Source organism: Mesorhizobium sp. M1C.F.Ca.ET.210.01.1.1, from assembly GCF_004791585.1.
In the GTDB taxonomy this organism is placed as follows: Bacteria; Pseudomonadota; Alphaproteobacteria; order Rhizobiales; family Rhizobiaceae; genus Mesorhizobium.
In genome coordinates this window covers 251,741-273,498 of record NZ_SRUU01000005.1, presented here as the reverse complement: position 1 = coordinate 273,498, position 21,758 = coordinate 251,741, and the positions used below count along the sequence as shown (strand labels likewise).

Genomic DNA, 21,758 nt, shown 5'->3' with positions numbered 1-21,758 from the left:
AGTCCCCTTCTTCTTCCGATCATTGCTGTCGCGTCGGGCTGCAGCGGCAACCAGTCCGCGCTTGATCCGCATGGTGCCCCAGCAATTCATGTCGCGCATTTGATCATCGGCATAGTCGTCGTTTGTACGGTGATCTGGATCCTAGTGATGGTCGTGCTCGGCCTGGCGCTACTGCGGCGCCGCCGCCCCGCAGCGGAAGATGCAAACTCTGAGGAGCGGCTGACAACAGCGGTATCTGCTGCCGTCGCGGCGACTGTCGTCATCATCGCCGGTCTGACGATCGCAAGCTTCTACACTACCCGCAGCATCGGTGTCCCGAAGAGCGCCGCCCTCACGATCACAGTGCGGGGACAGCAATGGTGGTGGCAGGTATTCTATGCCGGCTCCGGTGCGACGTCCGGCTTTCAGACGGCCAACGAAATCCACATTCCCGTGCGGACGGATGTTCAGATCCGGCTTGAAGGCGCCGATGTCATCCATTCGTTCTGGGTGCCAAGCCTTGCCGGAAAGCAGGATCTCATCCCGGGTCGGTCTAGCAGCTTGCTGTTACGTGCCGAGAAGCCGGGGGTCTATCGGGGCCAATGCGCGGAATTCTGCGGCTTGCAGCACAGCCACATGGCGATCTTGGTGATCGCCGAGGCGCCGGCCGATTATGAACGCTGGGCAGCATCACAGCGTGAGGATGCGATGGTGCCGGCTGATATGGATGCGGCCGCTGGGCAAGTGGCTTTTCTGGCTAAGCCCTGCGCAGCCTGCCACACAGTCCGCGGCACAGCCGCCAACGGCACGAGCGGACCAGACCTCACACATATCAGCGCCCGGCAGACGATCGGGGCCGGGCTGCTGGAAACCACGCGAGGTTCGTTGGCGGCCTGGATTGCCGATCCGCAGACACTTAAACCAGGAAACAACATGCCAATGGTCCCGCTGACCAGCGTCGAGCTACAGAATATCTCCGCCTATATGGAGAGCCTGAAATGACGCGAAGAGCAGTCGGCGAGCTTTATGATACAGCCTTCAACGCGGCTGTACTCGACCGCCGGCTTGCATCGATCTGGTCAACACCGCCGGGCCTGTGGGGCGCTCTATCGACGGTCGATCACAAAATCATAGGTCGGCGCTACATCACGACGGCGTTTGTCTTCCTGGCACTGGGGGGATTGCTGTCTCTGTTGATGCGGCTGCAACTGGCGCAACCAGAGGCCCGCTTCATTGGCCCCGATCGCTACAACCAGATTTTTACCATGCACGGCACGAACATGATGTTCCTCTTTGCCGTGCCCGTCATGCAGGCGATGGCCATCTACCTCGTGCCCTTGATGGTGGGGACACGGAACATCGCCTTCCCGCGCCTTAATGCGTTCTCCTACTGGATATATCTCGCTGGTGGCCTGCTGTTGTGGGTCGCATTCGTGCTCGATACCGGACCAGATATCGGATGGTTCGCCTATGTTCCGCTCTCGGGACCTCAATATGCGGCTGGAAAGCGAGCCGATATCTGGGCGCAGATGATCACCTTCACCGAGGTCTCCGCGCTCGCCGTCGCCGTCGAGATTGTGGTGACCGTGTTCAAACAACGCGCGCCAGGAATGTCGCTAGACCGTATCCCATTGTTCGTCTGGTCGATGCTGGTCACATCCTTTCTCGTCATCCTGGCCATGCCGGCAATCATGGTCGCAAGCACGGCCCTTATTCTCGATCGGCTAGTCGGCACGCACTTCTTTAATCCAGCCGAAGGCGGCGATGTACTGCTGTGGCAGCACCTGTTCTGGTTCTTCGGGCATCCGGAAGTCTACATCGTCTTCCTGCCCGCGGTGGGCATGGTCTCGACTATCGTCGCGACGTTCACGCGGCGGCCCGTCTTCGGCTATCTGGGCATGGTGATGGCGCTGATCGCCACCGCCGTTCTGTCTTTCGGGCTGTGGGTTCATCACATGTTCGTCGCCGGGCTACCCCGACTTGGAGAGAGCTTTTTCACCGCTTCGAGCATGGCGATCGCGGTGCCGGCGGGCGTGCAGATCTTCTGCTGGCTGGCGACGATGTGGGCCGGGCGGCCAATCTTCAAGACGCCGTTTCTCTTTGTCATCGGGTTCGTGGTCATCTTTGTCATTGGCGGCCTTACGGGCGTGATGGTGGCCTCCGTCCCTTTCGACACACAGGTTCACGACACCTACTTCGTCGTCGCGCACTTTCACTACGTCCTGGTTGGCGGTGCGGTTTTTCCGCTGCTCGGGGCGATCTATTACTGGTTCCCCAAACTGACGGGCCGCATGATGAGCGAACCGCTTGGTCGCTGGGTGTTCGGCCTGATCTTCGCTGGCTTCAACCTCACCTTTTTCCCCATGCATATTCTCGGCCTGCGAGGCATGCCGCGGCGCATCTACACCTACCAGCCGGAGATGCCGTGGTCCGGTCTAAATATATTCATCAGCCTCAGCGCGATCATTCTCGCTATTGGTTTCCTTCTGTTTTTCATCGATGCCATACGCAGCGCCAAGTCAGGCCCCGTCGCATCCGGCAACCCGTGGGGCGCCACCACGCTTGAATGGGCAACCTCATCGCCGCCACCACCCTACAATTTTGCCCGCCTGCCGGTGGTTGGCAGCCTCAAACCGCTGACTGACCACCCAGGCGCGCTTCCCGTCGCGTCAGGCCTGCGTGTCGACCGTCGTGAACTGTTGGTTAGCAGCGTTGTCCAAGCGCTTCCGGAAGCGCGTGAGCCGTCGTCCGAGGATTCGATCTGGCCGCTATGGGCAGCACTGGCCACCACCGCGACGCTGATCTGGTCGATATTCACCCCATGGGCGGTGGTTTGGGGCTCGATACCAATTGCCGTCGCACTTATCGGCTGGTTCTGGCCAAAGGGTGTTCCGGAGGACGAGTCATGAAGGATGGCGTCGTCCTGGACCTGACTGAGCTTCCCCCGAACGGCCTCGGCCCCGCGAGCTTGTCTTGGTGGGGAACGCTCGCGTTCATGCTCATTGAAGGCACAGGCTTTGCGCTTTCGATCGTCGTCTATCTCTATCTCATGAGCCTAGCACCACGCTGGCCTCTTAGTTCGGCACCGCCCGATCTGCTCGCGGGAACGACGTTGACGGCTTTCCTGGTGGTAAGCCTTGTCCCGAACATCTTCCTCGCCCGGTGGGCACGTGACAAGAACTTGCTGAAGGTTCGTATCGGTCTGATCGTCATGTCCCTGCTTGGGATCGTACCGCTGATCCTGCGTGCATTTGAATTCCCGGCAATGCACATCATGTGGGACCAAAACGCCTACGGCTCGATCGTGTGGGTCATGCTAGGCCTGCATACGACACATATCCTGACCGATCTTGTCGAGACGCTGGTGCTTACCTGCCTTATGTTCTCCCGACATGGTGACAACCCGCGGCGCTTCGGAGACGTCAGCGACAACGCGATGTACTGGAACTTCGTGGTGGCGACGTGGTTGCCAATGTATGCCTGCCTATATTGGGTTCCACGGCTATGACGAACAGTTGGCTTCGATACACCGGCTTTATCGTGCCGCCCCTAGCCTGGGCGCTCAGCACCCAGCTTGGTCAGATCACACCCTACATCGATTGCCGCCAGACGATTCCGTGGACCGCCGCCGTGTGCGGCATCCTTCTCGTCGCGTCGATTGCCGGTGTCGCTGCATCATGGGCCACGTCAACCGGACTGGTCAAATCAAAGCGTTTTGTCGTCGATACGGGGTTCCTGATCGCGCTGGCGTTTGTCTTTGCACTGTCGTTGCAAGAGGCAGCCACGATGCTGCTCGACTCATGTCAGCGCTGATCTGCACACTGATCTCCTTGATAATAGCCACCCCGGCGATGGCGCACCAAGAAGAGGCGCATGGTTCTGGGCTTCCCTGGACGTTCGACCCTTGGATCGTCCTACCTGTTGCGATACCTGCTGCGCTGTATTGCGTGGGCGCCGTAAGGCTGGCCTGGCGAAGAAAACGGCCCGGCACCATGCTCATCCGCGCCTTGATGTACAGTAGCGGGATGCTGACATTGGCGGGCGCCCTGTTCTCGCCGCTTCACTGGCTAGGCGAGCACCTTTTTACCTTTCATATGATCGAGCACGAGATCGTGATGGCCGTCTCGGCCCCCTTGATTGTGTTTGCACGCCCGGTGGGCGTCATCCTGTGGGGGCTGCCCGGAGCGGCGCGGCGTGTGGTCGGGTCGATGATGTGTTCGTCCCTAATACGCGGACCATGGGAATGGTGTACAAGCGCCACAAACGCGACCATTATTCACGGCGTCGCCATCTGGGCCTGGCACGTGCCGATCCTCTTCGATGCGGTCGTGACGGACACGGCCCTGCATCGTCTCCAGCATCTCAGCTTCTTCGTGACCGCGATATTGTTCTGGTGGGCGATCGCTTGGCGAAGCGACTACGGCGCCTCAGCCTGGTACCTTTTCGTGACCATGATCCACACTAGCGTTTTGGGTGCGTTGATGGCGCTTGCCCCACGCGTGCTTTACGTCGCGCAGACCCAGACCGCGACGGCCTGGGGATTGACGCCTCTGGAAGACCAGCAATTGGCAGGCATGATCATGTGGGTGCCCGCTGGCACGATCTACGCGGCCGCGGCAATGACGATGTTGGCGCTCTGGATTCGCAGCTCAAGCGAAAGAGAGGCGCAAGATGCCTGACCCGCGTGCATCGCCCTTCGGTCGCGCCGCTTTGCTCGGCATTGCCCTGGTCGCTGCTCCGGCCGCATTTCTCGCGGCCAACGTCGCGCGCGATAACCACACGCAAATGGCGGTGGCCAAAACTATAACTGGCGGCGATCCCGATCGGGCTCCCGCAATCTTTCGTCGCTACGGTTGCTCCGGTTGCCACACCATTCCCGGAATACCAGGAGCGGACGGCCAAGCGGGTGCCCCGCTCGAGGGATTGTCAAAGCGCGTGTACATAGCGGGTGTGCTGATAAATCGGCCCGACAATCTCGTCGCATGGATTGTTTCGCCGCGAAGCTTTTCCCCGCAGACGGCGATGCCGGCGACTGGCATCTCGCGACGGGAAGCCAAAGACCTTGCAGCGTATCTCTACGCCCACTGAGCTACGGATGCGGCGTGACGATCGGCGGGAGGGCTTTGATGTAGCGGGCGATCGCCTGGCGATCACTGTCAGGCAGCATAGCCGTATTCGTCACCACCTCGGCCATTGAGGATCCCACTCGACCGTGATTTGGCGTCAACCCCGTTTTGAGCATCTCTGCAATGTCGTTCTCGGTCCATGCGCGCAACTTCTCCTGGGTGATATTCGGCACGAACCCGGTGCCTTGGGGATCAATGCCACCTGCAAAGCGCGTGTCCGATTTGATTGCACCAAAAGCGTTTCGGGTCGAGTGGCACTCCGCGCAGTGGGAGACGGTCTCAACGAGGTAAGCGCCGCGATCATGAATAGGATCTCCGTCGAGATGCGCAGCAGTCATCCCTTGGCGAAAATACAGCAGTTTCCAAATTCCGACGGACCGCCGAATGCCGAACAAGATCCAAGGGTCATGCGGCGGCGCACGCCCCGATACCTTAGGAAGCGTCCTTAGATAGGCATGCAGATCCCTGACGTCTGCGGCTGTCATGCCCGTAAAGCTCGTGTAGGGAAAAGTGGGATAGTAGTGTTGGCGCTTTGGCGACACGCCGCCGATGAGCGCATTTGCCAGGTCGGTGACGGTCCACGCGCCGATGCCGTCGACGGGATCGGGAGATATGTTGGGAGGCCGAAAGGTCCCGAATGGTGAAGCGAGCGCCATACCGCCGCCCAGCCTCAGGCGGTCGGATTGCCCCGGCGTCGCATGACAGGAAGCGCAATCCCCTGCGGCGAAGACGAGTTCACCGTGAGCGACGTCGCCTGGGCCGTCAAACCGCCGATCCTCATCGGAAAACGGGGGCTGCGTCGCGGTCATGTACCATAAGGCTGCGGCTGCGACGCCTGAGCACAGAAGAGCTGTGAGAGCCAATTTCCACAAGCCGCTCGCCCTGGTGCTCCATAAGCTCTTGGACGGCGGCGCCTGGCTCCTGCCTCCAATCCCGGCCTTCATGTGAGAGAGTTCCTCAAGGGTGCATCGTAGCCGAGGTCTGAATGGATCGGAGATATCGAGCTTGTCCCAAGGAATGCGGTACAGGCTATCGCGGTGACGCAGGCGAAAGAGATCCAGCATCGCGATGCCGGTGGCCGAGGACGAGAGCCGCTCGAAAGCAGCGAAAATGCCAACGTGGAACTCGGTGATGACGGTATCGTCACCGTCACGTTCTGCGCGTATCTCCTCTATGTGACCGACGCTTTTTCCGCGCAGCGATAGCACTTGTCGACCGGCAAGATGTTCAAGGCTGACGATGGCCAAGGTCAAGCTCCCGGGATCCGGCCGATAACGCGGTCGCGCAACCAGTCCTGCCAATCGAAGATCGTCGTCCTATGCACATCAACGTCGACCTTAATGTCGACGCCGACATCGCGCACCTTCTTCCAAGCTATCCGGTGCGGCTTGGCATGGCGCTTGCCGCCGAGCCGAACGACCAACCAAACCATCCAGCGCCCCGGCCGCGCACCAAGGCGGCGCGCCAACGTGATCGATCCGAGTTCGATCGCAACGATCCTGGGCGGGAGATCCCGCCTTAACTCGACCACCAATCCGTCCACCTTGCCGATCTTGACCTGGTTGCGGTCAACGACCTGTTTGTCCAGCAGATCGCGCAGCAGATCCATCACGAACCTCCGAATGTCTGCAAGGGAATGGTCACCATGGCCAGGACGAAACCAAGCGCGATGATGAAGATCACCGCTCCATTCGAGATCACACCATTGCGGTGTTCGCCGACATAGCGCTCATCGTTGAGTAGGAAGAGGAACGGGACGACGGTCAGTGGCAGGCTGGCAGCCGTCACCGCCATGGAAAAGATCGTGAGTTTCAGCGGGTCGAGGCCGAGGGCAATTGGCATGGCGGCAAGCAGCAGCGAAACCGTATAGACGCTGCAGAAGCCAGGGTCCTCGCGTGGTTTCCTGTCCTCGCCCCATGTCCAGCCGAAGCCTTGCGCGACGAGATATGCCTGCTGCAGGCCGATTTCGAGAGCCGCGCCGAAGCAGGCTATGGCCAGGGAAGCGACAAACAGAACAAAGCCCCAGAAACCGAACGTCGGGAGCAGCAGCAGCGGCAGTTGATGATAGTCGTCGACCTGGCTTATGCCGTGCGCGCCGAGGACGAGCGCGGCCACGATCAGGACCCCGACCGAGATCGTGCCACCGAAACTCATGCCGAGCCCTGCAATGGCGCGATTGGTGCCGAGATAGGTCTTGTCCCATTGATCCTCGACGGCGCCCGAAGAATAGAACATGAAAAGGTAGGGCGATATCGACGCGCCAAGAATGCTGACCGCAATGAACCAGTAACTTGCCGCGTCGTGCTCCGGCAGGCTGGGTATCGCGCCGGCAGCAACCTGTCTCCATTCCGGTTTCAGCATCACCGCCGCGACCACGAAGCAAAGTGTGACAAGACCGAGGATCGCGACGCCCTTCTCGATAAGACCGAAGGTGCCCTTCCATAGGAATAGCCACGCCAGAAACGATACTGGCAGTGCCCACCATTGAAAACCGATCCCTGTCGCAAGTTCCGCCGCGATGGCAACACCGCCGATTTCTGCCGACATCACCATGAAATTGACCAGCAAGGTGGCCAACAGCGACCACAGAAAGGTGTTGAAGCCGAACCTCTCGCGGATTCCGTCAGCAATTGTGTGGCCGCTGACGGCAGCGAACCGGCCAGCCATCTCGACCAGGAAGATGATGCAGATTGTGCCAAGGAGGATTGCCCAGATCAGCGTGAAGCCGAAAGTGGCGCCAGCTTGCGCGGCTGTCGTCATCGATCCGACCTCGAGGAAGCCGCCAACGCTTGTTACGATGCCAAGTGAGATTTCAAGCAGCTTCTTCATGGTTTTGGCGCGAAATATCTAGCATAGGCGACGGCGAGGTCATTCGCGGCCGCCCGAAGGTCCTGCCGCGCCTGACTTACTTGCCGAGGGTCATCAGCCTTCACGCCGGCTTGAGCGAGCTTTGCAGCAGTCGACAGCCGGCCGATTGCGGTCATGACCGCCCGTCGATTAGGGGATTCAGGAGAGTTATGCGACTGTATCTGCCGCGCGGCCTCGGCAAGCGTTTCGGCCGTCGATTGCAATGTAGCCGACGCATAGCTTGAAGGGGCTGCCGCGGCGGTCCACGCGTCCAACACCATCGCCGCCGTCTGCGAAGCCGACGCCGCGATTTTCGATTGCTGCTCGACGGGCTCCGAAGACGAGCAGGCGGTAAAAGCGAGTATGCTCAACAACAGGTATGAGCGGCAAAGCCGATAGCGGTAGTCCTTTACATTCCCAGCGGTTAGCAGCATCGCAGCCCGTTACCCTCCCCCAGCATTTGTTTCGGATGCTGTGTGCTTGAGCCATTCAAGTAGGGAACAAGGGGCATAGTCGACGTTTCCATCCGTCTGGAGCGAGTCTAGACAGGGTGATCAGTAATATCGGGGGCTCCGGACTGTCGATTTCCGACCCCCAGGAAGGCGCATAACGTCGCTATTCAATGCGTGATTTGATATCGTGGAAGGATGGGGACCGGCCTGCTCGCCACTACCTTGTCCGCGGGACTGGAACGTTACAACACCCGCTGCCTGCAATGCGGCCTGTTGGCTGAAAAGACGCAAAAGTTCGGGGTGGAGTCCGTCATTTCGGCGAGAGGCCACGTTATGAAAAAATACGAATAGCTGCATTGGATTGCCTTTCCACGCTGACGTCACTTGAGCAGCTGGGTGTCTTGGACTGCTGGAAATTGCGCGATGATCGACTATCCACGTTCGAGCCCGCGCCTGGCCTCACCTTCTTCAGCATTGGAGAGTAAAGCTGCCGGACCTGGAAGGTTCCGTTGCGCGTCACAAATCGCCTAGCTGTGAGCGCATGACGCCTGTTCGCGTTGCCGCCCCCGTCAGCCTAGGGACATGTCATTCGTGAAACCTGCTAGGGCAGTGAAGTGGCTCGGTGTAGTCGCGGACATAGGTCAAGCGGTGCACAGACAAAGGACAATCCCCATCGGGCGTCTTCCGCTATGCCGCCGCGGCCGGATAGTTCGCTTAGCCTTGGGACATTGTGATCCGAATCGACTTGCGCGCCGCCGGCGGGCGAGACCTATACGCGCGGGACGCCGACATGTGGACAGTTGCGGCCGCCGATCCGCGGCTCGGCTATTTTTCCCGCCGCTCGGCAATGCCGCCGCCGTACGGCGTCGACCGCAAGGATTTCGGATCTTCCGACTCGCAGCTAGGCGACGCCGATATATGCAGTCAAACGCAAAGCAGCACCTGGTCTTTGCACCCGGCGGTTATCCTTTCATGGAAACCAAAATCGGCGGAAAGTCATCGCTTACGCATACGCCGCCGGATTGAGGCAGGCAGGACGACTACGCCCGAACGGTCGCGCACAGCTCGGCGCAAGGCCCGCATGATGACAGGTGGAGACGAAGCATCCGGTCACCCGGCTCCGCCTGGAATGCAAGTTGGGTCATCAAATCCTTTCTGACCGAAACGCACCTTTTGCAACGACCGGGACGGAGGCGGGGGAACACGATGCCGGCTCATGAGTTGGTGTCCTCGAAACGCACAACCAACGCGCGTCATCAACAGGAGAGCAACATGGGCCTCGGGACTATTCTCATTATCATTCTGATCCTTGCCTTGCTCGGTGGCTTCAGTGGCATCGGCGGCAGTCCATTTTATGGCACTGGCTATTATGGCGGCGGCGGGCTTGGACTGATTCTGCTCATCGTCATCATTCTGGTTGTTCTCGGCCGCCTTTAGCGACTATTGGCCCGAAAACTCGATCAGCTGCTCGATCCTGATCGGCGGCTCGCGGATGCGTTTGCCGGTGGCGTGATAGACCGCACTGCGACGGCCGCGGCCGTGCCGACATTGCCTAGTTCTCTAAGACCCCTGACACCGGCCGGATTGACTGTGTGGTCGATCTCTGGAACCAGGATCACCTGCAAATCCCGAATATCTGGGTTGACCGGCATGAGATAGTCCTGCAGGTCACGGTTCACGTAGCATGCAGAGCACCTGTCGACCTCCGTCGCTTCATGCTGCGCCTGGCCGATCCCGCAGCTCAGGCGCCCCCCGTCGGAGGCCTCGTCCGCAATAGTGAAACGGGCGGCAACCGCGACCGCCGCGCTGGAAGGCATCGTGATCGATGAAAGCCTGCTGCGCCCTCATCGAGTTGGATGCCTGAGGGCGCCGACGATGGTGTGACCAGATGCAGCTTGCCGGAACAACCGCGCTCCGATCGGGTTTCCTTTCCACTCCTCCTCTTTTTTGGACAAGGTCCCATGAAACCTGCCGTCAGCGATCACGTGGAAATCAAGAAATACAATCGTCCAACCGGGGGATGGGGTTCGCTCAAATCGCTGGTTCGCAATGCCCGAAATGAGGGGCTCCTGCTCTCTGGTATATGGAGCACGTTGCTCAAACAGAACAAGGCAGACGGCTACATGTGCGTCTCCTGCTCATGGGCAAAGCCTGCCCAGCCTCGGCCTTTCGAGTTCTGCGAGAACGGCGCCAAGGCAACGATGTGGGAGCAGACCAGCAGGCGATGCGAACCGGCCTTCTTCGCTGCGCATCCCGTAAGGGAACTCTTGGATTGGCCAGATCATGATCTGGAGAAGCAGGGCCGCCTGACGGAGCCGATGCGCTACAATGGCGCCAGCGACAAATACGAACCGGTCGCATGGACAGACGCGTTCCGGGACATCCGGACGCAGCTCCAACGTCTCGATCCGAAATCCGTGGTCTTCTACACGTCTGGACGCGCTTCGCTCGAAGCATCGTTCATGTACCAACTGTTCGCCCGCATTTACGGTTCTTCGAACTTGCCGGACTCCTCGAACATGTGTCACGAGTCGACCTCGGTCGGCTTGCCGGAATCGATCGGTTCTCCAGTCGGCACGGTGCAATTGGCGGATTTCGCAAAATCCGACCTGATGTTCTTCTTTGGCCACAATACCGGTGTTACAGCACCGCGCCTGTTGCACCCCATCGAAGACGCCCGCCAGCGCGGCGTGCCAGTCATCACCTTCAATCCCCTGCACGAGCGCGGTTTGGTAAGGTTCAAGAATCCGCAGAATCCCGTTGAGATGCTGTCGCCTGGCCCGGGGACGAAGATGTCCAGCGACTTCTTCCAGATCCGGGCTGGTGGCGACATCGCGGCCATGACCGGCATTGCCAAGGCGGTACTGGCACTCGACGACGTTGCTAAAAAGAGCGGTCCAGAACGTGTCCTCGACACGACTTTCATCAAAGAGCACACGGCCGGCTTCGCAGAATTCGAGGCCTATCTACGTGCCACCGATTGGGAGAGCATCGTTCGCCGCTCCGGTATCTCGCAGGCCGATCTCGAACATGTCGCGGAAATCTACAGCTTGGCGAACGCCGTTATCGGCAATTACGGCATGGGACTGACCCAGCATCGTCACGGAACGGAAAATGTGCAGATGCTGTGCAATCTACTGCTCATGCGCGGCAATATCGGCAAGCCTGGAGCCGGCATATCGCCATTGCGCGGGCATTCCAACGTACAGGGACAGCGCACCGTCGGCATTTCCGAAAAGCCAGAACTCGTTCCGCTCGACAAATTCAGCGAATTCTATGGATTTGAGCCGCCGCGGGAAAAGGGCCTGGATACGGTCGAGACCTGTGAGGGCGTGATCGATGGCAGGGTGCGCGGTTTCGTTGGGCTGGGCGGCAATTTCGTGCGAGCCGTCCCCGAAACCGGATTGGTCGAGAAGGCCTGGCGGAATCTCGACCTCCATGTCGAAATCGCCACTAAGCTCAACCGCAGTCACCTCATTGCCGGAAAGGTGACGTATCTGCTGCCATGCCTGTCGCGCCTAGAGAAGGACGTTCAGGCCAGTGGGCCGCAATGGGTCTCGATCGAGGATTCGACGGCCTGCATCCATGGCTCCTTCGGATCGCGCCCAAAGCCTAGCGACCACCTGCTGTCGGAGCCCCGCATCGTCGCCGAACTGGCCAAGGCGACGGTTGCCGGCAAGAGCTCGATTCCTTGGGACGACTGGATCGCCGATTATTCGCGAATCCGCGACGAGATCGCGCGCTGCTTCCCTGCACACTTCAAGGACTTCAACAAGCGCCTTCTCACTCCCGGAGGGTTTCACCGCGACATCAAGGCGTCAAAGCGCATCTGGCAGACGCCCAACAAGAAGGCGAACTTCAAACTGCCCACGTCGCTGGAAACCGATCCGGATATCGATGTCGGCGGAAAGAATGTGCTGACGTTGATTACCGTCCGTTCCAACGACCAGTTCAACACAACGGTCTATGGCTATCGCGATCGGTTACGCGGAATAATCGGGACGAGAATGGTTCTGCTGATGAACGAAGCGGATATTCAGCGAATGGGTCTCAACGCCGGGCAGGAGGTAGATCTCGAGGCGCATGCAAATGACGGCGTCGAGCGACGGGTGCGTGGTTTGCGCGTCACGCCCTATTCCATCCCACCGGGGAATTGCGCCGGCTACTATCCGGAACTCAACCCTTTGATTCCGCTTTGGCATCGCGCCCATAAGGCGCATGTGCCAGCAGCGAAGTCGGTCCCGGTACGGATCGTCGGATAGCTCATTCAAGCCCAAACCAATAAAGCCGTCTCCATCTGACGGTCCCCGTTGTGCGCGAAACGCTAGCACACAGAAGCGCAGTGAAACGTTCCTCTTGTTCGGGAGTTAATCGAAATCGGAGAAGATGATTTTTATGCCAGGACCAGACTTCGGTAGGACAGCGCCCAAGCCGCCAAGACGCCTGCGCGCGCGTCCGCTCAAGGGAGAGGATGCGGAGGTGCAGCATATTGTCGAGACGCATAATCTTTCACCAGCTCAGGCGCGGGAACTCGTGCGTCGGTACGGAAACGATTGGCGCAAGATTGAGGAAGCGGCCAAGTCCTACAAGGACGAGATATGAGCGCCGCCCTGTTGGATAGCCCCTTGATGCGGGAAGATCCCGCGAGGTTCAAGTGCCCCGCATTGCCACCTTCAACTTGAACGGGGTCAACGGACGGCTGCCCGTGCTGCTGAAGTGGCTAGACGAAACAGAGCATGACATCGTCTGCCTCCAGGAACTGAAAACTTCGGACGAGAAATTTCCAGTCGATGCGATCAGAAGCGCCGGTTATGGCGCGATCTGGCATGGGCAGAAGTCATACAACGGTGTCGCTATTCTTGCCCGAGGTAAGGAGCCGATTGAACGTCGACGCGGCTTGCCTGGAGATCCCGATGATACCCACCGCCGCTATATCGAGGCTGAGGTGGATGGGCTCGTCGTCGGCTGCCTTTATCTGCCAAATGGAAATCCATCACCCGGTCCGAAATTCGACTACAAGCTGCGTTGGTTCGATCGACTGATCAACTATGGCCAGTTTCTGTTAGCGGAACACGCGCCGAGCGTTCTCTGCGGCGACTACAACGTCGTTCCTACCCCGGCCGATGCTGTGGTGCCGACACGATGGCTAGGCGATGCAGTGTTCTCTCCCGAAAGTCGCCGGGCCTACGCTCAAATGCTCGACGACGGTTGGACTGATGCCGTGCGGCGCATTCATCCGGAGAAAGGCATCTACACATATTGGAACTTCGCTTACCGCGGCGGCTACGATCGAAGTTCCGGACTCCGGATGGACCATATCCTCATAAGTCCCGCCCTTGCGAATAGGCTACGCAATGCCGGTGTGGACGTTGAAGTGCGGGGATGGGAGAAGCCAAGCGATCATGCGCCAGCTTGGATTGAGCTGGATGAGTGTCGCTGAAGATCTGAAGCAAAGTCTCGAAGCCAGCCCGGTCATGTCGGCGCCTTACTGTAGAGCCCAAGCGTGCTGGAGCTAAGTCGGACGTGTGCGCCATCCCGGCAAAGTCTACATCAGCAAACGGTACAATAGAGACGCGTGCTGAGTGAGGGACTTTGCTCGAGTTTGAAAGCGGGCATCGAAATAAGATCCGGACAAAACAGCCGCGTTTGAGACGGCCGATGTGGCTTTCCCCGCTCGAGGTCCGCCGTGAACCAATCCTGCGGTGGCGAGCCGGCGCCATCGGGTGCCAACGAGATGTAGGGAAGCTTCTGTTTTCGATGGAACATTAGCCTTCGCGAGGGGTTCGTTAAAAGAGCGCTCATACCAGCGCGTCTCAAACCAACGAGGTCAGTCATGTTCTCTAAACTTCTAGCGACAACCGCTCTCACAGTGCTCCTTGCGACAGGTGCTCACGCGGGCAACGTGATATCCACCGCAACCGCTGCCCAGAATATTGCTACCCAGGCTCCTGAAGGCAGTCTGGTGTCCAAGATCATTGGAGTGGACGTCTACAACGGCACCGGCGACAATGCCGAAGACATCGGCGAGGTGAATGACGTCCTGCTGTCGAAGGACGGCACGGCCAAGTCACTGATCATTGGGGTCGGCGGGTTTCTCAACGTCGGCGAAAAGAATGTCGCCTACGACTTCGACAAAGCCAAATGGGCCGAGAAGGACGGAAAGCGATGGCTGGTTGTCAGCGCGACCAAGGAAGAGCTGAAGGCATTGCCCGAATTCGATACGAAGGCATACGACCCTTCGATGACGACCGCATCGACCAATTCGACGGCGCCCTCGGCCGCGCCGGCGAACTCTTCCACCGCGGTCGACAAGTCGGCACTCACCGAAATTCCTATCGACAAAATCCGCGCAGAGGATCTCATCGGCACCACGGTCTACGGTGCCGACGATGCGAACGTCGGGAAGATTGGGGATGTGGTGCTGACCGGCGACAAGAAAATCGATGCCGTCATCATCGACGTTGGCGGCTTCCTGGGCATCGGTGCCAAAGAGGTGGCAGTCGGCTTTGAAAAACTGAAATTCATGGCCGACAAGAATGGCAACAAATATCTCTACACCAACTTTACCAAAGACCAGCTTAAGGCACAGGCCGCTTACGATAAGGGCACCTATGCACAGGCGCGGGACAAACAGCGCCTGGTCGTCCAATAACCCCGGCACAACTGGGAACTGCCCGCAACCTCCCACAGGTTGCGGGCTTTCTGCAAATTGACTCACGATGTGCGGACAGCATAACCCTCGCGTCTGCACCTAACGGCTCGTCCGACCGTGGTTGGGCCGCGGCTCGCTCAATTTCATTAGAGGATCACGAAATATTTCGCCTGGAACAGACGTGAGAAGCCGGGATTGAATAAAGGTAGGAAAAACTCCCACAGCAGGAGGATGGCCATCAAGGCGGAAGCCGTGAGCAGCACGTGAAGGCTGGCAGCAGAGCCACAAAAAACAGCGACCAAAACCAGTACCAACGTCTGAGCCGTCTGCCGCCGTTCTCGGCCGCGCTTCTATTAGGCCCTTATAAACGGAGATACAAAATGCCAACAAAATCGGAAAATGGACTGGAGACCTTGTTCGCGGATGGTCTGAAAGATCTCTACTACGCAGAGAAGAAGATCCTGAAGACGTTGCCGAAGCTGGCCAAAGCCGCTCAGTCTGAACGACTGAGCGCCGCGTTCGAGAAGCATCGGATGGAAACTGAAGGACAGGTCGATCGGCTTGAGCAGATTTTCGAACAACTCGGCAAGCCCGCGAGAGGCAAGACCTGCCCGGCGATCGACGGGATTCTGGAAGAGGGCTCCGAGGTTCTGGAAGAATACAAGGATGCGCCTGCCCTTGATGCTGGCCTTGTCGGCGCCGCGCAGGCGGTGGAGCACTATGAGATTGCCCGTTATGGGACACTCATCGCCTGGGCGGAACAACTCGGCATGAAGGACGCGCTGCCTCTATTGCGTGAAACCCTGGAGGAAGAATCGGCGACCGATGAGGCGTTGACCGCTTTGGGGCAGAGCGACGCGAACAAGCGTGCGCTGCAGGCAGCTTAAACACTCAAGAGCGGCTCCGAGATTTCTCGGAGCCGTTCGTGATCTCTCCGGCGCCACTCGCGAACAACCAGCAAGCGAAAAGTAATAGCGAGCCAAAAGCCGGTTTCCCATCATCGCCTGCCGCCAATCGCTTCAGCGGCGCTCGCCATGAATGCGCCGATACAAAGCACCGGGGAGGCGAACGTGGTTCGGCCTTGATGCAGGGCGCGGCGCTATCCTTTTGCGCCGCCTAAAATTTTTCGACCGTTTGGCAGTTGGTCGGCGTTTCGCGCGTCGGAAAATCGAACAACGCAGCGGCATGATGCTAACTCGACCTGCCTGCTCCTCTTCCCCCCGCCGTCTTGTCGCATCAGGCCCAGTGGAATGGACCGCGGACGATTGGCCTAATGGCACAATGTTCTCGTGTGAAGCAAGCCTGCTTCACTGGGCAAGATTCGGAAGCTTCAATGCGCGAGAAAGCTCCTTCTCAGCCAGGCCAAAAGTCTATTTCCGCTGATGATCCGCCGGACCCGGCCAGCAGCCCAACTGCCTTGCATCATGGTGCCGGCATGACAACTACAGACAATTTCATGCAACTCCCAATCCGATAGCTGGAAGAAGCGCTTGGCTTCCCCATAGGTGTCCGACTTCAAGCCCGAGGCGCGCAACAATGGATCGTCGAAGGCAACCGTGATCGGCGATCCGGCTGCTCGCGCTTGTTCGCGAATCCCAGGGTAAAGACGCTCGGTCCCATGGAGAGCGGCAAGGCAGCGCGAGGGATTTTCGTCGAGCAACTCCGGCCCACCGCTCCATTCGCTGCGTTCTGCTCAAAGGAAGCGCCGGCTCGAGCGGTTTGATTTCGGCGATGGACTGCAGTTCATCGAGTGTTTGGTGTTTCATGATTGGCTCCCATACATTGGTCCGCAGCTGACTTCGCGAGAGAACGTCCGGGCAGGACGAGACCGCACGTTCTTGAGCCCGACCCGACGGGCCGACCGGATTGCGCACCGATCTTAGCAGACACCAAGTAGCGGCATCTCGTGACACAGAACTGCCAGCTTTCTCCAATGTTCCAGTCCCCAAAGTAAATTTCTACAGGGCCCGGTGGATCCGTGAATGGAAATGATAAGCTTGCTGGAGCGTTCGGCTTCAATCCGATTTGCTGCCCGTGCAGTCACCCTTGATGGCGCCGTTTCGACATCTCCAAGGGCTGCCGCCGGATTCGCCTGGCCACAGGCGACAGGGCGTAGATCCGAGAAATTTTCTCCGAGTTCGAGCTGATCGGCCGCCCGCGGCGCGGCCAACGGAAGGACGTGCGCGAAGTGATTATCCTCGACCGCAAGACGCCGCGGCCAGCCACCTTGCCGCCGGCGACCAGCGCGCACGAAGGTATTTCGACATTCCGACGGAACAACAGTCTCAAAGTCCCGTTGGAATGATGCCGGACGGCGCCCCCACACCCCTCCGCGCGCCGCCGGGCTACTCCAACCGAACTCAGCCCGCCGGCCCCTAGCCGTCGGGCTTCTTTTCTTTCAGCCATCCATCTCGAGAGGCTTGTGATCGGCCTTTTCATGCCAGATCACCTGACGCAGGTCGCGGCGATCGACGGGCTGCCCGCATCCCTTGCAGCGATAGAAATGATCGAACTCGCATGGCGGCTCACCGCCATGACGCGTGCCGGTGATCGGCGGCCCGAGATCCGAAAGCTTTGTCAACCGTGAAGTTTCCGGGCTTCGCGTTCCAAGGTCTTGCGGTCGTTGCCATGCTCGCTGATCAGCTCTCTCACCTGCTCTGGCGTGATCCGATGCTGTTTGGCGAAGTAGCGGACCTCGTAATCCTCATCCGCCGACACGCGGTCGCGGTCCCGAAAATCGCGCTTGGCCTTGTCGTCTGCCATGGTCGATCCTCCTTGCCGTCAAGAAACCGCGACCGCGCCGCGAGGTTCCTTTTCTTTAGCGGCGGCTAACGGAACCGAAGCCGACCTTCCTTATTGAATCGGCGTCTGGGGATGTGCGCATGCATGGAAAGGCTGCCGACGACCGGCTGTCGTTCATCGAGCCCCTGATGCCGACCCTCGTGGAAAAGCCGCCCGAAGGCGATGGCTGGATTCATGAGGTGAAGTTCGACGGTTACCGGTCGCAAATCGTGAGGGATGCAGGCGGGGTGCGCATCTTCACGCGCCGGGGCCTCGACTGGACGTCGAAGTACCGCGATTTGAGCCATGCTGCCGCTGCGCTTGATGTTGAAAGCGCTATCATCGACGGCGAGATCGTGGTGCTGAACGAGGCCGGGCTGTCCGACTTCGCCGAGCTGCGCAAGGCGATCACACGTCGACAGCACGACCTCTATTTCGTTGCCTTCGACCTTCTCCACTTGAACGGCCATGACATCGTCGACATGCTGCTGATCGACCGCCGCGAGATCCTGGAGGCGCTGATCCCGACCGATAGGCGCATCCAGTTCAGCCAAGCGTTGCCCGGCGACGCCAGGTCGATCTTCCATCTTGTCGAGCAGGCCGGTCTTGAGGGCGTGGTGTCGAAGCGCAAGGACAGCAAGTATCGCAGCGGGCCGTCGACCAACTGGCTAAAGGCGAAATGCTACACCATCGACGAGTACGAGCTGCTTGGCGTCGAGCGCGAGGCAGGCAAGCCTGCGTTCGCCTTGATGGCCGAGCGCGGCACGAGCCGCTATGTCGGATCGGCCTTCATCACATTGAACCGGGAGCTGCGCGAGCGGCTTTGGCGGCGCGTCCAGGAGCACGCAGGGCCAGCACCGAAGGGAATGAAGCGCCCTGCCACTCAATGGGTCAAGCCAGGGCTCATTGGTCGAGTGAAGCATCTGCGTGGCGAGGAAGACCTTCGCCACGCCTCGCTGCAGGACTTCCGCGAAGATGAAACCTGAAGGCTGTTCGCAGCCTCATTTCCCGGTTGCGAACCTCCCGGAGCCCCGACAGTCGCACCTTCCGTTGGCGATTGTAAAAACCTCTCCCCGGCGCCGGAACCGAGCTTGGCAGCTGGACGTTTTTTCGGTCACGTGTCGTACAATATAGGGAGGTATTCCGATGACCGTGAAAATGCTCAGTATGGGCGCAATCGCGCTCGCCATGATGGGTGGTGTTGCCATGGCCGGTTCCGCTGCCGGAACGTCCGCGCTCGATGATCCGGCGAAGATGTCGCCGTTCTTCACCGATGCCGGCATGAAAACATTGAAGTCGGAAGCGGATTTCAAAACCGCGTGGATGGCGATGAAACCCGACGAACGTACCGCGGTGTTGAAAGACTGCGGCGATGCTACGATCAACAAGTCGCATGCCGATTTCTGCGCAATGGCCAAGAAGATGGGTGGCTAGGCGTTCAAACCAGTCGCGAAGGCGGACCGTGTGGCCCGCCTTCAAGCATCCGGCAAACCGACACCCTTAGCCGGCGGATAGCTTATGTCCGTGCCTTCCGCTTGGGTGGCACGAATGATGTCACGAGCCTGAGGGTGTCCATGTTCACCGTCACTGGCAGGCCCCAAGTTCACCGTGCCCAGATCCCCGTCGATATGGGTGACATCGCCTGTCAGCTCGATCGACTGGCCTTTCTTGACCGTCGACGTCTTGTCGATGATCGAGTGAAGGGAATTCCGTAAGGATTGACACGCTAATCCGATCTTCGGTGACGCGTCGGCGCACGGTCGCGATCGTCCCGACTTCGTCGCCGATATTGATCCTGCCCTTGGCCATACCGGGAGTCTGGTGCGGCCCGCGGCTTAAGCAGCTGCTGCCAATCGCTTGAGCACTGCAAAATGCTCTCTATGAGGTCCTTTTGACGAAAGGGCTTCTTGAGAACGGACAAGTCGCCTTGCCCGAGCCTTCAAGGAATTGAGAATTTGACGACGGTTGAGTTGCCGTCTTGATACTTCACAGTGCCACCTAGCCCCGCGGTTTCGTGAAGGAAATGATTGCCAGATGAAAAGTCCGCCCCTGTCGGCGATGCAAGGCTCAAAGCGTGGAATTGGCCCGCTAGAGGGGCGATGCAGATCGGAGCATCAACGCCTACCGTTTTACAGTGCGGATCTTGCGCCGATATACGTCAGGCGCCGAGCAATTTCAGCGCGGTCCTCGATATAGGCCCGGCCGCGTGCGCAAGTCTTGACCTTCTAGGCCGCCAGGAAGAAGGAACTCGCTAGCCGCGCTCCACGTTCGTGGTGATGGTCAAACACGCGTTTCGAGAGGCCCTGACTCTAGGCGGGGTCTTCACTTCCCGGCCATGGGCCTTTCTGATCCTCGCAGCTTTCACAGTCAGCTGGATCGTCTTCGAACGTGACACTTTCGACTGGCACGGCGTCGCTACGCTAGTAACCTGGGCAATGACGCTCTTTATCCAGCGGGCGGAGCATCGCGACACGCAAGCCTTGCAGGCGAAGCTGGATGAACTCATCCGGGCCACCAGCTCAGCAAGCGACGACGTTACCGAGATCGACGACAAGGAACCGGAAGAGATCGAAGAAGAGCGATCGGCAGCTCGGCAATGAGAGGAGCTCGCGACGCGTCGCAGCCTCACTGCGTTGCGGCCGTTAAGGCGAGGCTTACCGCAGCAAGTAAGGCGCATTTTCACACATTGCCTACGAGCCTGATGCGCTTCCATGTTAGCAATAGATGATCAGCATGAATAAGATTGACGCTAACTTTGAAGGATCGGCCAGGCTCGCAGGCTCAACCCGGCGGTCGGTCTCATCACTTGGCGATATAGATTTGACGGACCAAAGCTAAAATTGTTCGGAACCGAATTCCGCCCTCGCGATTATCCAGCTAGACGACCATACCCCCCACCAAGGTCGTCTAAACCCAAGCAGACAGCCCGTCGCCGTTTCCATCTCGACGACGGGCTTTCCATCGGACTTCAGTCGCACCAAATTGACTCGAAGCCGACCTTTTGGGCGTATCTTCATCAAGTTGTCCGTACCGAAGTAGGAGCACGCGGACGCTTGGAAGCGGTCCATGCTTCGCCCCGATGAGGGAGGCAGGCATGTTGCCATATGGAATTGCGGATTCCGTCCAGCTCAGCGTTCTCACAAAAGCTTTGAACGATTACTGCGAGAAGCATCGTATCAAGTGTAAAGAAGAACGCGAACGTACGTATCGCAATCAGAGTGATGAGCCTTTTCGGGCTGGTGTCGACGATCCCGACCAACTGGCGGAAGAGCTTGAGCAGGTAGGCTAGACAGTCACTTCCACATCGTGGAGCGGAGAAGAACGGGCATGGGACTGCGACCGATTGTTGGTGCACTATGAAGGCATCTTGCTCCAAGCATAGGAGCAGCCTCCCGGGCGGGAGAGGTCTTGGACAGGTCCGACAGTCGGTTCGATCAATGGCGAGTGTTCCGAGGCTAGCCGATAGCTCGCTCTCCGTTGGGAGAGCGTGTCCCGACAACTGGTCTTTGTGGCCTCGCCGCAGACGGCGTGCGGCTCCTGGCCACAGCCGCTTCAGTTGGAGGCAATAGGTTTCACGTATTGTGCCGCTTGTAGCGAAAACGGTTGCGAATGTGATTGTTGAAGTAGCGACCCTTGGCGAAGGCCGATCGGAATGCGGCAAAAATCTCCGGCGGCACATCCTCGAATTCATAGCGTTGGCCGCTGGCGACGAACCAGACGAAGAGAACCTTTCTATCCGGATCGTATTCTGTTTTGCGTATCAGGGTCGACGGCATGGCAGTCAACGAGCGGACGGGCACACCTGTTCCTGCCAGACGGCAATCACAGAAAGGGAAGTCGTAATGATGATGTGGCACGAACGGACCACCACCAGGCGCTGGAAATGGATTGATGGCAAGCCCGTCATCGCCGGATGACGGG

The 21,758-nt window shown here is 59.1% G+C and carries 22 protein-coding genes and 1 pseudogene; 15 read left to right on the top strand and 8 right to left on the bottom strand.

What is annotated here, in order from left to right:
* Nucleotides 1–18 precede the first annotated feature (18 nt).
* The 6 genes from coxB to EN853_RS08375 all read left to right on the top strand — a co-directional run bounded on the left by coxB (nt 19) and on the right by EN853_RS08375 (nt 5,067).
* On the top strand, nt 19–981 hold the full coding sequence (coxB, locus tag EN853_RS08400) for a cytochrome c oxidase subunit II (protein WP_281061494.1): 963 nt from the start codon (nt 19–21) through the stop codon (nt 979–981).
* On the top strand, nt 978–2,888 hold the full coding sequence (gene ctaD / locus EN853_RS08395) for a cytochrome c oxidase subunit I (protein WP_127859059.1): 1,911 nt from the start codon (nt 978–980) through the stop codon (nt 2,886–2,888). The genes coxB and ctaD overlap by 4 nt, the downstream gene beginning before the upstream one ends.
* A complete protein-coding gene (locus EN853_RS08390) occupies nt 2,885–3,487 on the top strand; it encodes a cytochrome c oxidase subunit 3 (RefSeq protein WP_127859058.1) in 603 nt (200 codons plus the stop codon). The genes ctaD and EN853_RS08390 overlap by 4 nt, the downstream gene beginning before the upstream one ends.
* A complete protein-coding gene (locus tag EN853_RS08385) occupies nt 3,484–3,792 on the top strand; it encodes a hypothetical protein (RefSeq protein ID WP_127859057.1) in 309 nt (102 codons plus the stop codon). Before EN853_RS08390 ends, EN853_RS08385 begins: the two co-directional genes overlap by 4 nt.
* On the top strand, nt 3,780–4,658 hold the full coding sequence (locus EN853_RS08380) for a cytochrome c oxidase assembly protein (protein ID WP_127859056.1): 879 nt from the start codon (nt 3,780–3,782) through the stop codon (nt 4,656–4,658). Before EN853_RS08385 ends, EN853_RS08380 begins: the two co-directional genes overlap by 13 nt.
* Nucleotides 4,659–4,764: 106 nt before the next feature.
* Nucleotides 4,765–5,067: a c-type cytochrome gene (locus EN853_RS08375; RefSeq protein ID WP_245516873.1), complete on the top strand. Its 303-nt coding sequence runs from the start codon at nt 4,765–4,767 to the stop codon at nt 5,065–5,067.
* Nucleotide 5,068: 1 nt separating this feature from the next.
* On the opposite strand, the gene EN853_RS08370 is transcribed toward EN853_RS08375, so the two are convergent.
* The 4 genes from EN853_RS08370 to EN853_RS08355 all read right to left on the bottom strand — a co-directional run bounded on the left by EN853_RS08370 (nt 5,069) and on the right by EN853_RS08355 (nt 8,386).
* Nucleotides 5,069–5,914 (bottom strand): cytochrome c, encoded by an 846-nt coding sequence (locus EN853_RS08370; RefSeq protein ID WP_245516870.1) that lies wholly within the window; start codon nt 5,912–5,914, stop codon nt 5,069–5,071.
* Between the two features lie 440 nt (nt 5,915–6,354).
* Nucleotides 6,355–6,714, bottom strand: coding sequence for a hypothetical protein (locus tag EN853_RS08365; protein ID WP_127859054.1), 360 nt, complete (start codon nt 6,712–6,714; stop codon nt 6,355–6,357).
* Nucleotides 6,714–7,934: an Nramp family divalent metal transporter gene (locus tag EN853_RS08360; RefSeq protein WP_127859053.1), complete on the bottom strand. Its 1,221-nt coding sequence runs from the start codon at nt 7,932–7,934 to the stop codon at nt 6,714–6,716. The genes EN853_RS08365 and EN853_RS08360 overlap by 1 nt, the downstream gene beginning before the upstream one ends.
* Nucleotides 7,931–8,386, bottom strand: a complete 456-nt coding sequence (locus EN853_RS08355) for a hypothetical protein (RefSeq protein ID WP_127859052.1) — start codon at nt 8,384–8,386, stop codon at nt 7,931–7,933. The genes EN853_RS08360 and EN853_RS08355 overlap by 4 nt, the downstream gene beginning before the upstream one ends.
* Before the next feature lie 1,290 nt (nt 8,387–9,676).
* Here EN853_RS08355 and EN853_RS08350 point away from each other — a divergent pair.
* The 5 genes from EN853_RS08350 to EN853_RS08320 all read left to right on the top strand — a co-directional run bounded on the left by EN853_RS08350 (nt 9,677) and on the right by EN853_RS08320 (nt 15,943).
* Nucleotides 9,677–9,841 (top strand): DUF3309 family protein, encoded by a 165-nt coding sequence (locus tag EN853_RS08350; protein WP_127859051.1) that lies wholly within the window; start codon nt 9,677–9,679, stop codon nt 9,839–9,841.
* A 524-nt stretch (nt 9,842–10,365) separates the two neighbouring features.
* The gene (locus tag EN853_RS08340; protein ID WP_127859050.1) at nt 10,366–12,666 is read left to right on the top strand and encodes an FdhF/YdeP family oxidoreductase; all 2,301 of its coding nucleotides are present in this window, start codon (nt 10,366–10,368) and stop codon (nt 12,664–12,666) included.
* Nucleotides 12,667–13,058: 392 nt separating this feature from the next.
* Nucleotides 13,059–13,844: an exodeoxyribonuclease III gene (gene xth, locus EN853_RS08330; protein ID WP_127859049.1), complete on the top strand. Its 786-nt coding sequence runs from the start codon at nt 13,059–13,061 to the stop codon at nt 13,842–13,844.
* A gap of 522 nt (nt 13,845–14,366) precedes the next feature.
* The gene (locus EN853_RS08325; RefSeq protein ID WP_348631567.1) at nt 14,367–15,056 is read left to right on the top strand and encodes a PRC-barrel domain-containing protein; all 690 of its coding nucleotides are present in this window, start codon (nt 14,367–14,369) and stop codon (nt 15,054–15,056) included.
* Nucleotides 15,057–15,436: 380 nt separating this feature from the next.
* Nucleotides 15,437–15,943, top strand: a complete 507-nt coding sequence (locus EN853_RS08320; RefSeq protein WP_127859047.1) for a ferritin-like domain-containing protein — start codon at nt 15,437–15,439, stop codon at nt 15,941–15,943.
* A 443-nt stretch (nt 15,944–16,386) separates the two neighbouring features.
* Here EN853_RS08320 and EN853_RS08315 read toward each other — a convergent pair.
* From EN853_RS08315 to EN853_RS08305, 3 genes and pseudogenes are all read right to left on the bottom strand, one after another.
* Nucleotides 16,387–16,822: pseudogene (locus tag EN853_RS08315) on the bottom strand (hypothetical protein).
* Nucleotides 16,823–17,454: 632 nt separating this feature from the next.
* Complete coding sequence (locus EN853_RS08310; protein WP_127859046.1) at nt 17,455–17,637, bottom strand: hypothetical protein; 183 nt, start codon at nt 17,635–17,637, stop codon at nt 17,455–17,457.
* Nucleotides 17,634–17,819, bottom strand: coding sequence for a DUF3606 domain-containing protein (locus tag EN853_RS08305; RefSeq protein WP_127859045.1), 186 nt, complete (start codon nt 17,817–17,819; stop codon nt 17,634–17,636). The genes EN853_RS08310 and EN853_RS08305 overlap by 4 nt, the downstream gene beginning before the upstream one ends.
* 119 nt (nt 17,820–17,938) lie before the next feature.
* Here EN853_RS08305 and EN853_RS08300 point away from each other — a divergent pair, with 119 nt between their 5' ends.
* From EN853_RS08300 to EN853_RS08280, 4 genes are all read left to right on the top strand, one after another.
* Complete coding sequence (locus EN853_RS08300; RefSeq protein ID WP_127859044.1) at nt 17,939–18,823, top strand: RNA ligase family protein; 885 nt, start codon at nt 17,939–17,941, stop codon at nt 18,821–18,823.
* A gap of 160 nt (nt 18,824–18,983) precedes the next feature.
* Nucleotides 18,984–19,271 (top strand): hypothetical protein, encoded by a 288-nt coding sequence (locus EN853_RS08295; RefSeq protein ID WP_127859043.1) that lies wholly within the window; start codon nt 18,984–18,986, stop codon nt 19,269–19,271.
* Nucleotides 19,272–20,113: 842 nt separating this feature from the next.
* Nucleotides 20,114–20,437: a low affinity iron permease family protein gene (locus EN853_RS08285; protein WP_127859042.1), complete on the top strand. Its 324-nt coding sequence runs from the start codon at nt 20,114–20,116 to the stop codon at nt 20,435–20,437.
* A 494-nt stretch (nt 20,438–20,931) separates the two neighbouring features.
* Nucleotides 20,932–21,126, top strand: a complete 195-nt coding sequence (locus EN853_RS08280) for a hypothetical protein (protein ID WP_127859041.1) — start codon at nt 20,932–20,934, stop codon at nt 21,124–21,126.
* A 283-nt stretch (nt 21,127–21,409) separates the two neighbouring features.
* On the opposite strand, the gene EN853_RS08275 is transcribed toward EN853_RS08280, so the two are convergent.
* Complete coding sequence (locus EN853_RS08275) at nt 21,410–21,694, bottom strand: KTSC domain-containing protein (RefSeq protein ID WP_245516859.1); 285 nt, start codon at nt 21,692–21,694, stop codon at nt 21,410–21,412.
* Nucleotides 21,695–21,758: the final 64 nt, after the last annotated feature.

Bases quoted from the DNA above. Each gene is read 5' to 3' on its own strand.
- ctaD (WP_127859059.1), top strand. From the start codon at position 978: ATGACGCGAAGAGCAGTCGGCGAGCTTTATGATACAGCCTTCAACGCG.
- EN853_RS08390 (WP_127859058.1), top strand. From the start codon at position 2,885: ATGAAGGATGGCGTCGTCCTGGACCTGACTGAGCTTCCCCCGAACGGC.
- EN853_RS08385 (WP_127859057.1), top strand. From the start codon at position 3,484: ATGACGAACAGTTGGCTTCGATACACCGGCTTTATCGTGCCGCCCCTA.
- EN853_RS08380 (WP_127859056.1), top strand. From the start codon at position 3,780: ATGTCAGCGCTGATCTGCACACTGATCTCCTTGATAATAGCCACCCCG.
- EN853_RS08375 (WP_245516873.1), top strand. From the start codon at position 4,765: ATGGCGGTGGCCAAAACTATAACTGGCGGCGATCCCGATCGGGCTCCC.
- EN853_RS08370 (WP_245516870.1), bottom strand. From the start codon at position 5,914: ATGACCGCGACGCAGCCCCCGTTTTCCGATGAGGATCGGCGGTTTGAC.
- EN853_RS08365 (WP_127859054.1), bottom strand. From the start codon at position 6,714: ATGGATCTGCTGCGCGATCTGCTGGACAAACAGGTCGTTGACCGCAAC.
- EN853_RS08360 (WP_127859053.1), bottom strand. From the start codon at position 7,934: ATGAAGAAGCTGCTTGAAATCTCACTTGGCATCGTAACAAGCGTTGGC.
- EN853_RS08355 (WP_127859052.1), bottom strand. From the start codon at position 8,386: ATGCTGCTAACCGCTGGGAATGTAAAGGACTACCGCTATCGGCTTTGC.
- EN853_RS08350 (WP_127859051.1), top strand. From the start codon at position 9,677: ATGGGCCTCGGGACTATTCTCATTATCATTCTGATCCTTGCCTTGCTC.
- EN853_RS08340 (WP_127859050.1), top strand. From the start codon at position 10,366: ATGAAACCTGCCGTCAGCGATCACGTGGAAATCAAGAAATACAATCGT.
- EN853_RS08320 (WP_127859047.1), top strand. From the start codon at position 15,437: ATGCCAACAAAATCGGAAAATGGACTGGAGACCTTGTTCGCGGATGGT.
- EN853_RS08305 (WP_127859045.1), bottom strand. From the start codon at position 17,819: ATGGCAGACGACAAGGCCAAGCGCGATTTTCGGGACCGCGACCGCGTG.
- EN853_RS08300 (WP_127859044.1), top strand. From the start codon at position 17,939: ATGCATGGAAAGGCTGCCGACGACCGGCTGTCGTTCATCGAGCCCCTG.
- EN853_RS08295 (WP_127859043.1), top strand. From the start codon at position 18,984: ATGACCGTGAAAATGCTCAGTATGGGCGCAATCGCGCTCGCCATGATG.
- EN853_RS08285 (WP_127859042.1), top strand. From the start codon at position 20,114: ATGGTCAAACACGCGTTTCGAGAGGCCCTGACTCTAGGCGGGGTCTTC.
- EN853_RS08280 (WP_127859041.1), top strand. From the start codon at position 20,932: ATGTTGCCATATGGAATTGCGGATTCCGTCCAGCTCAGCGTTCTCACA.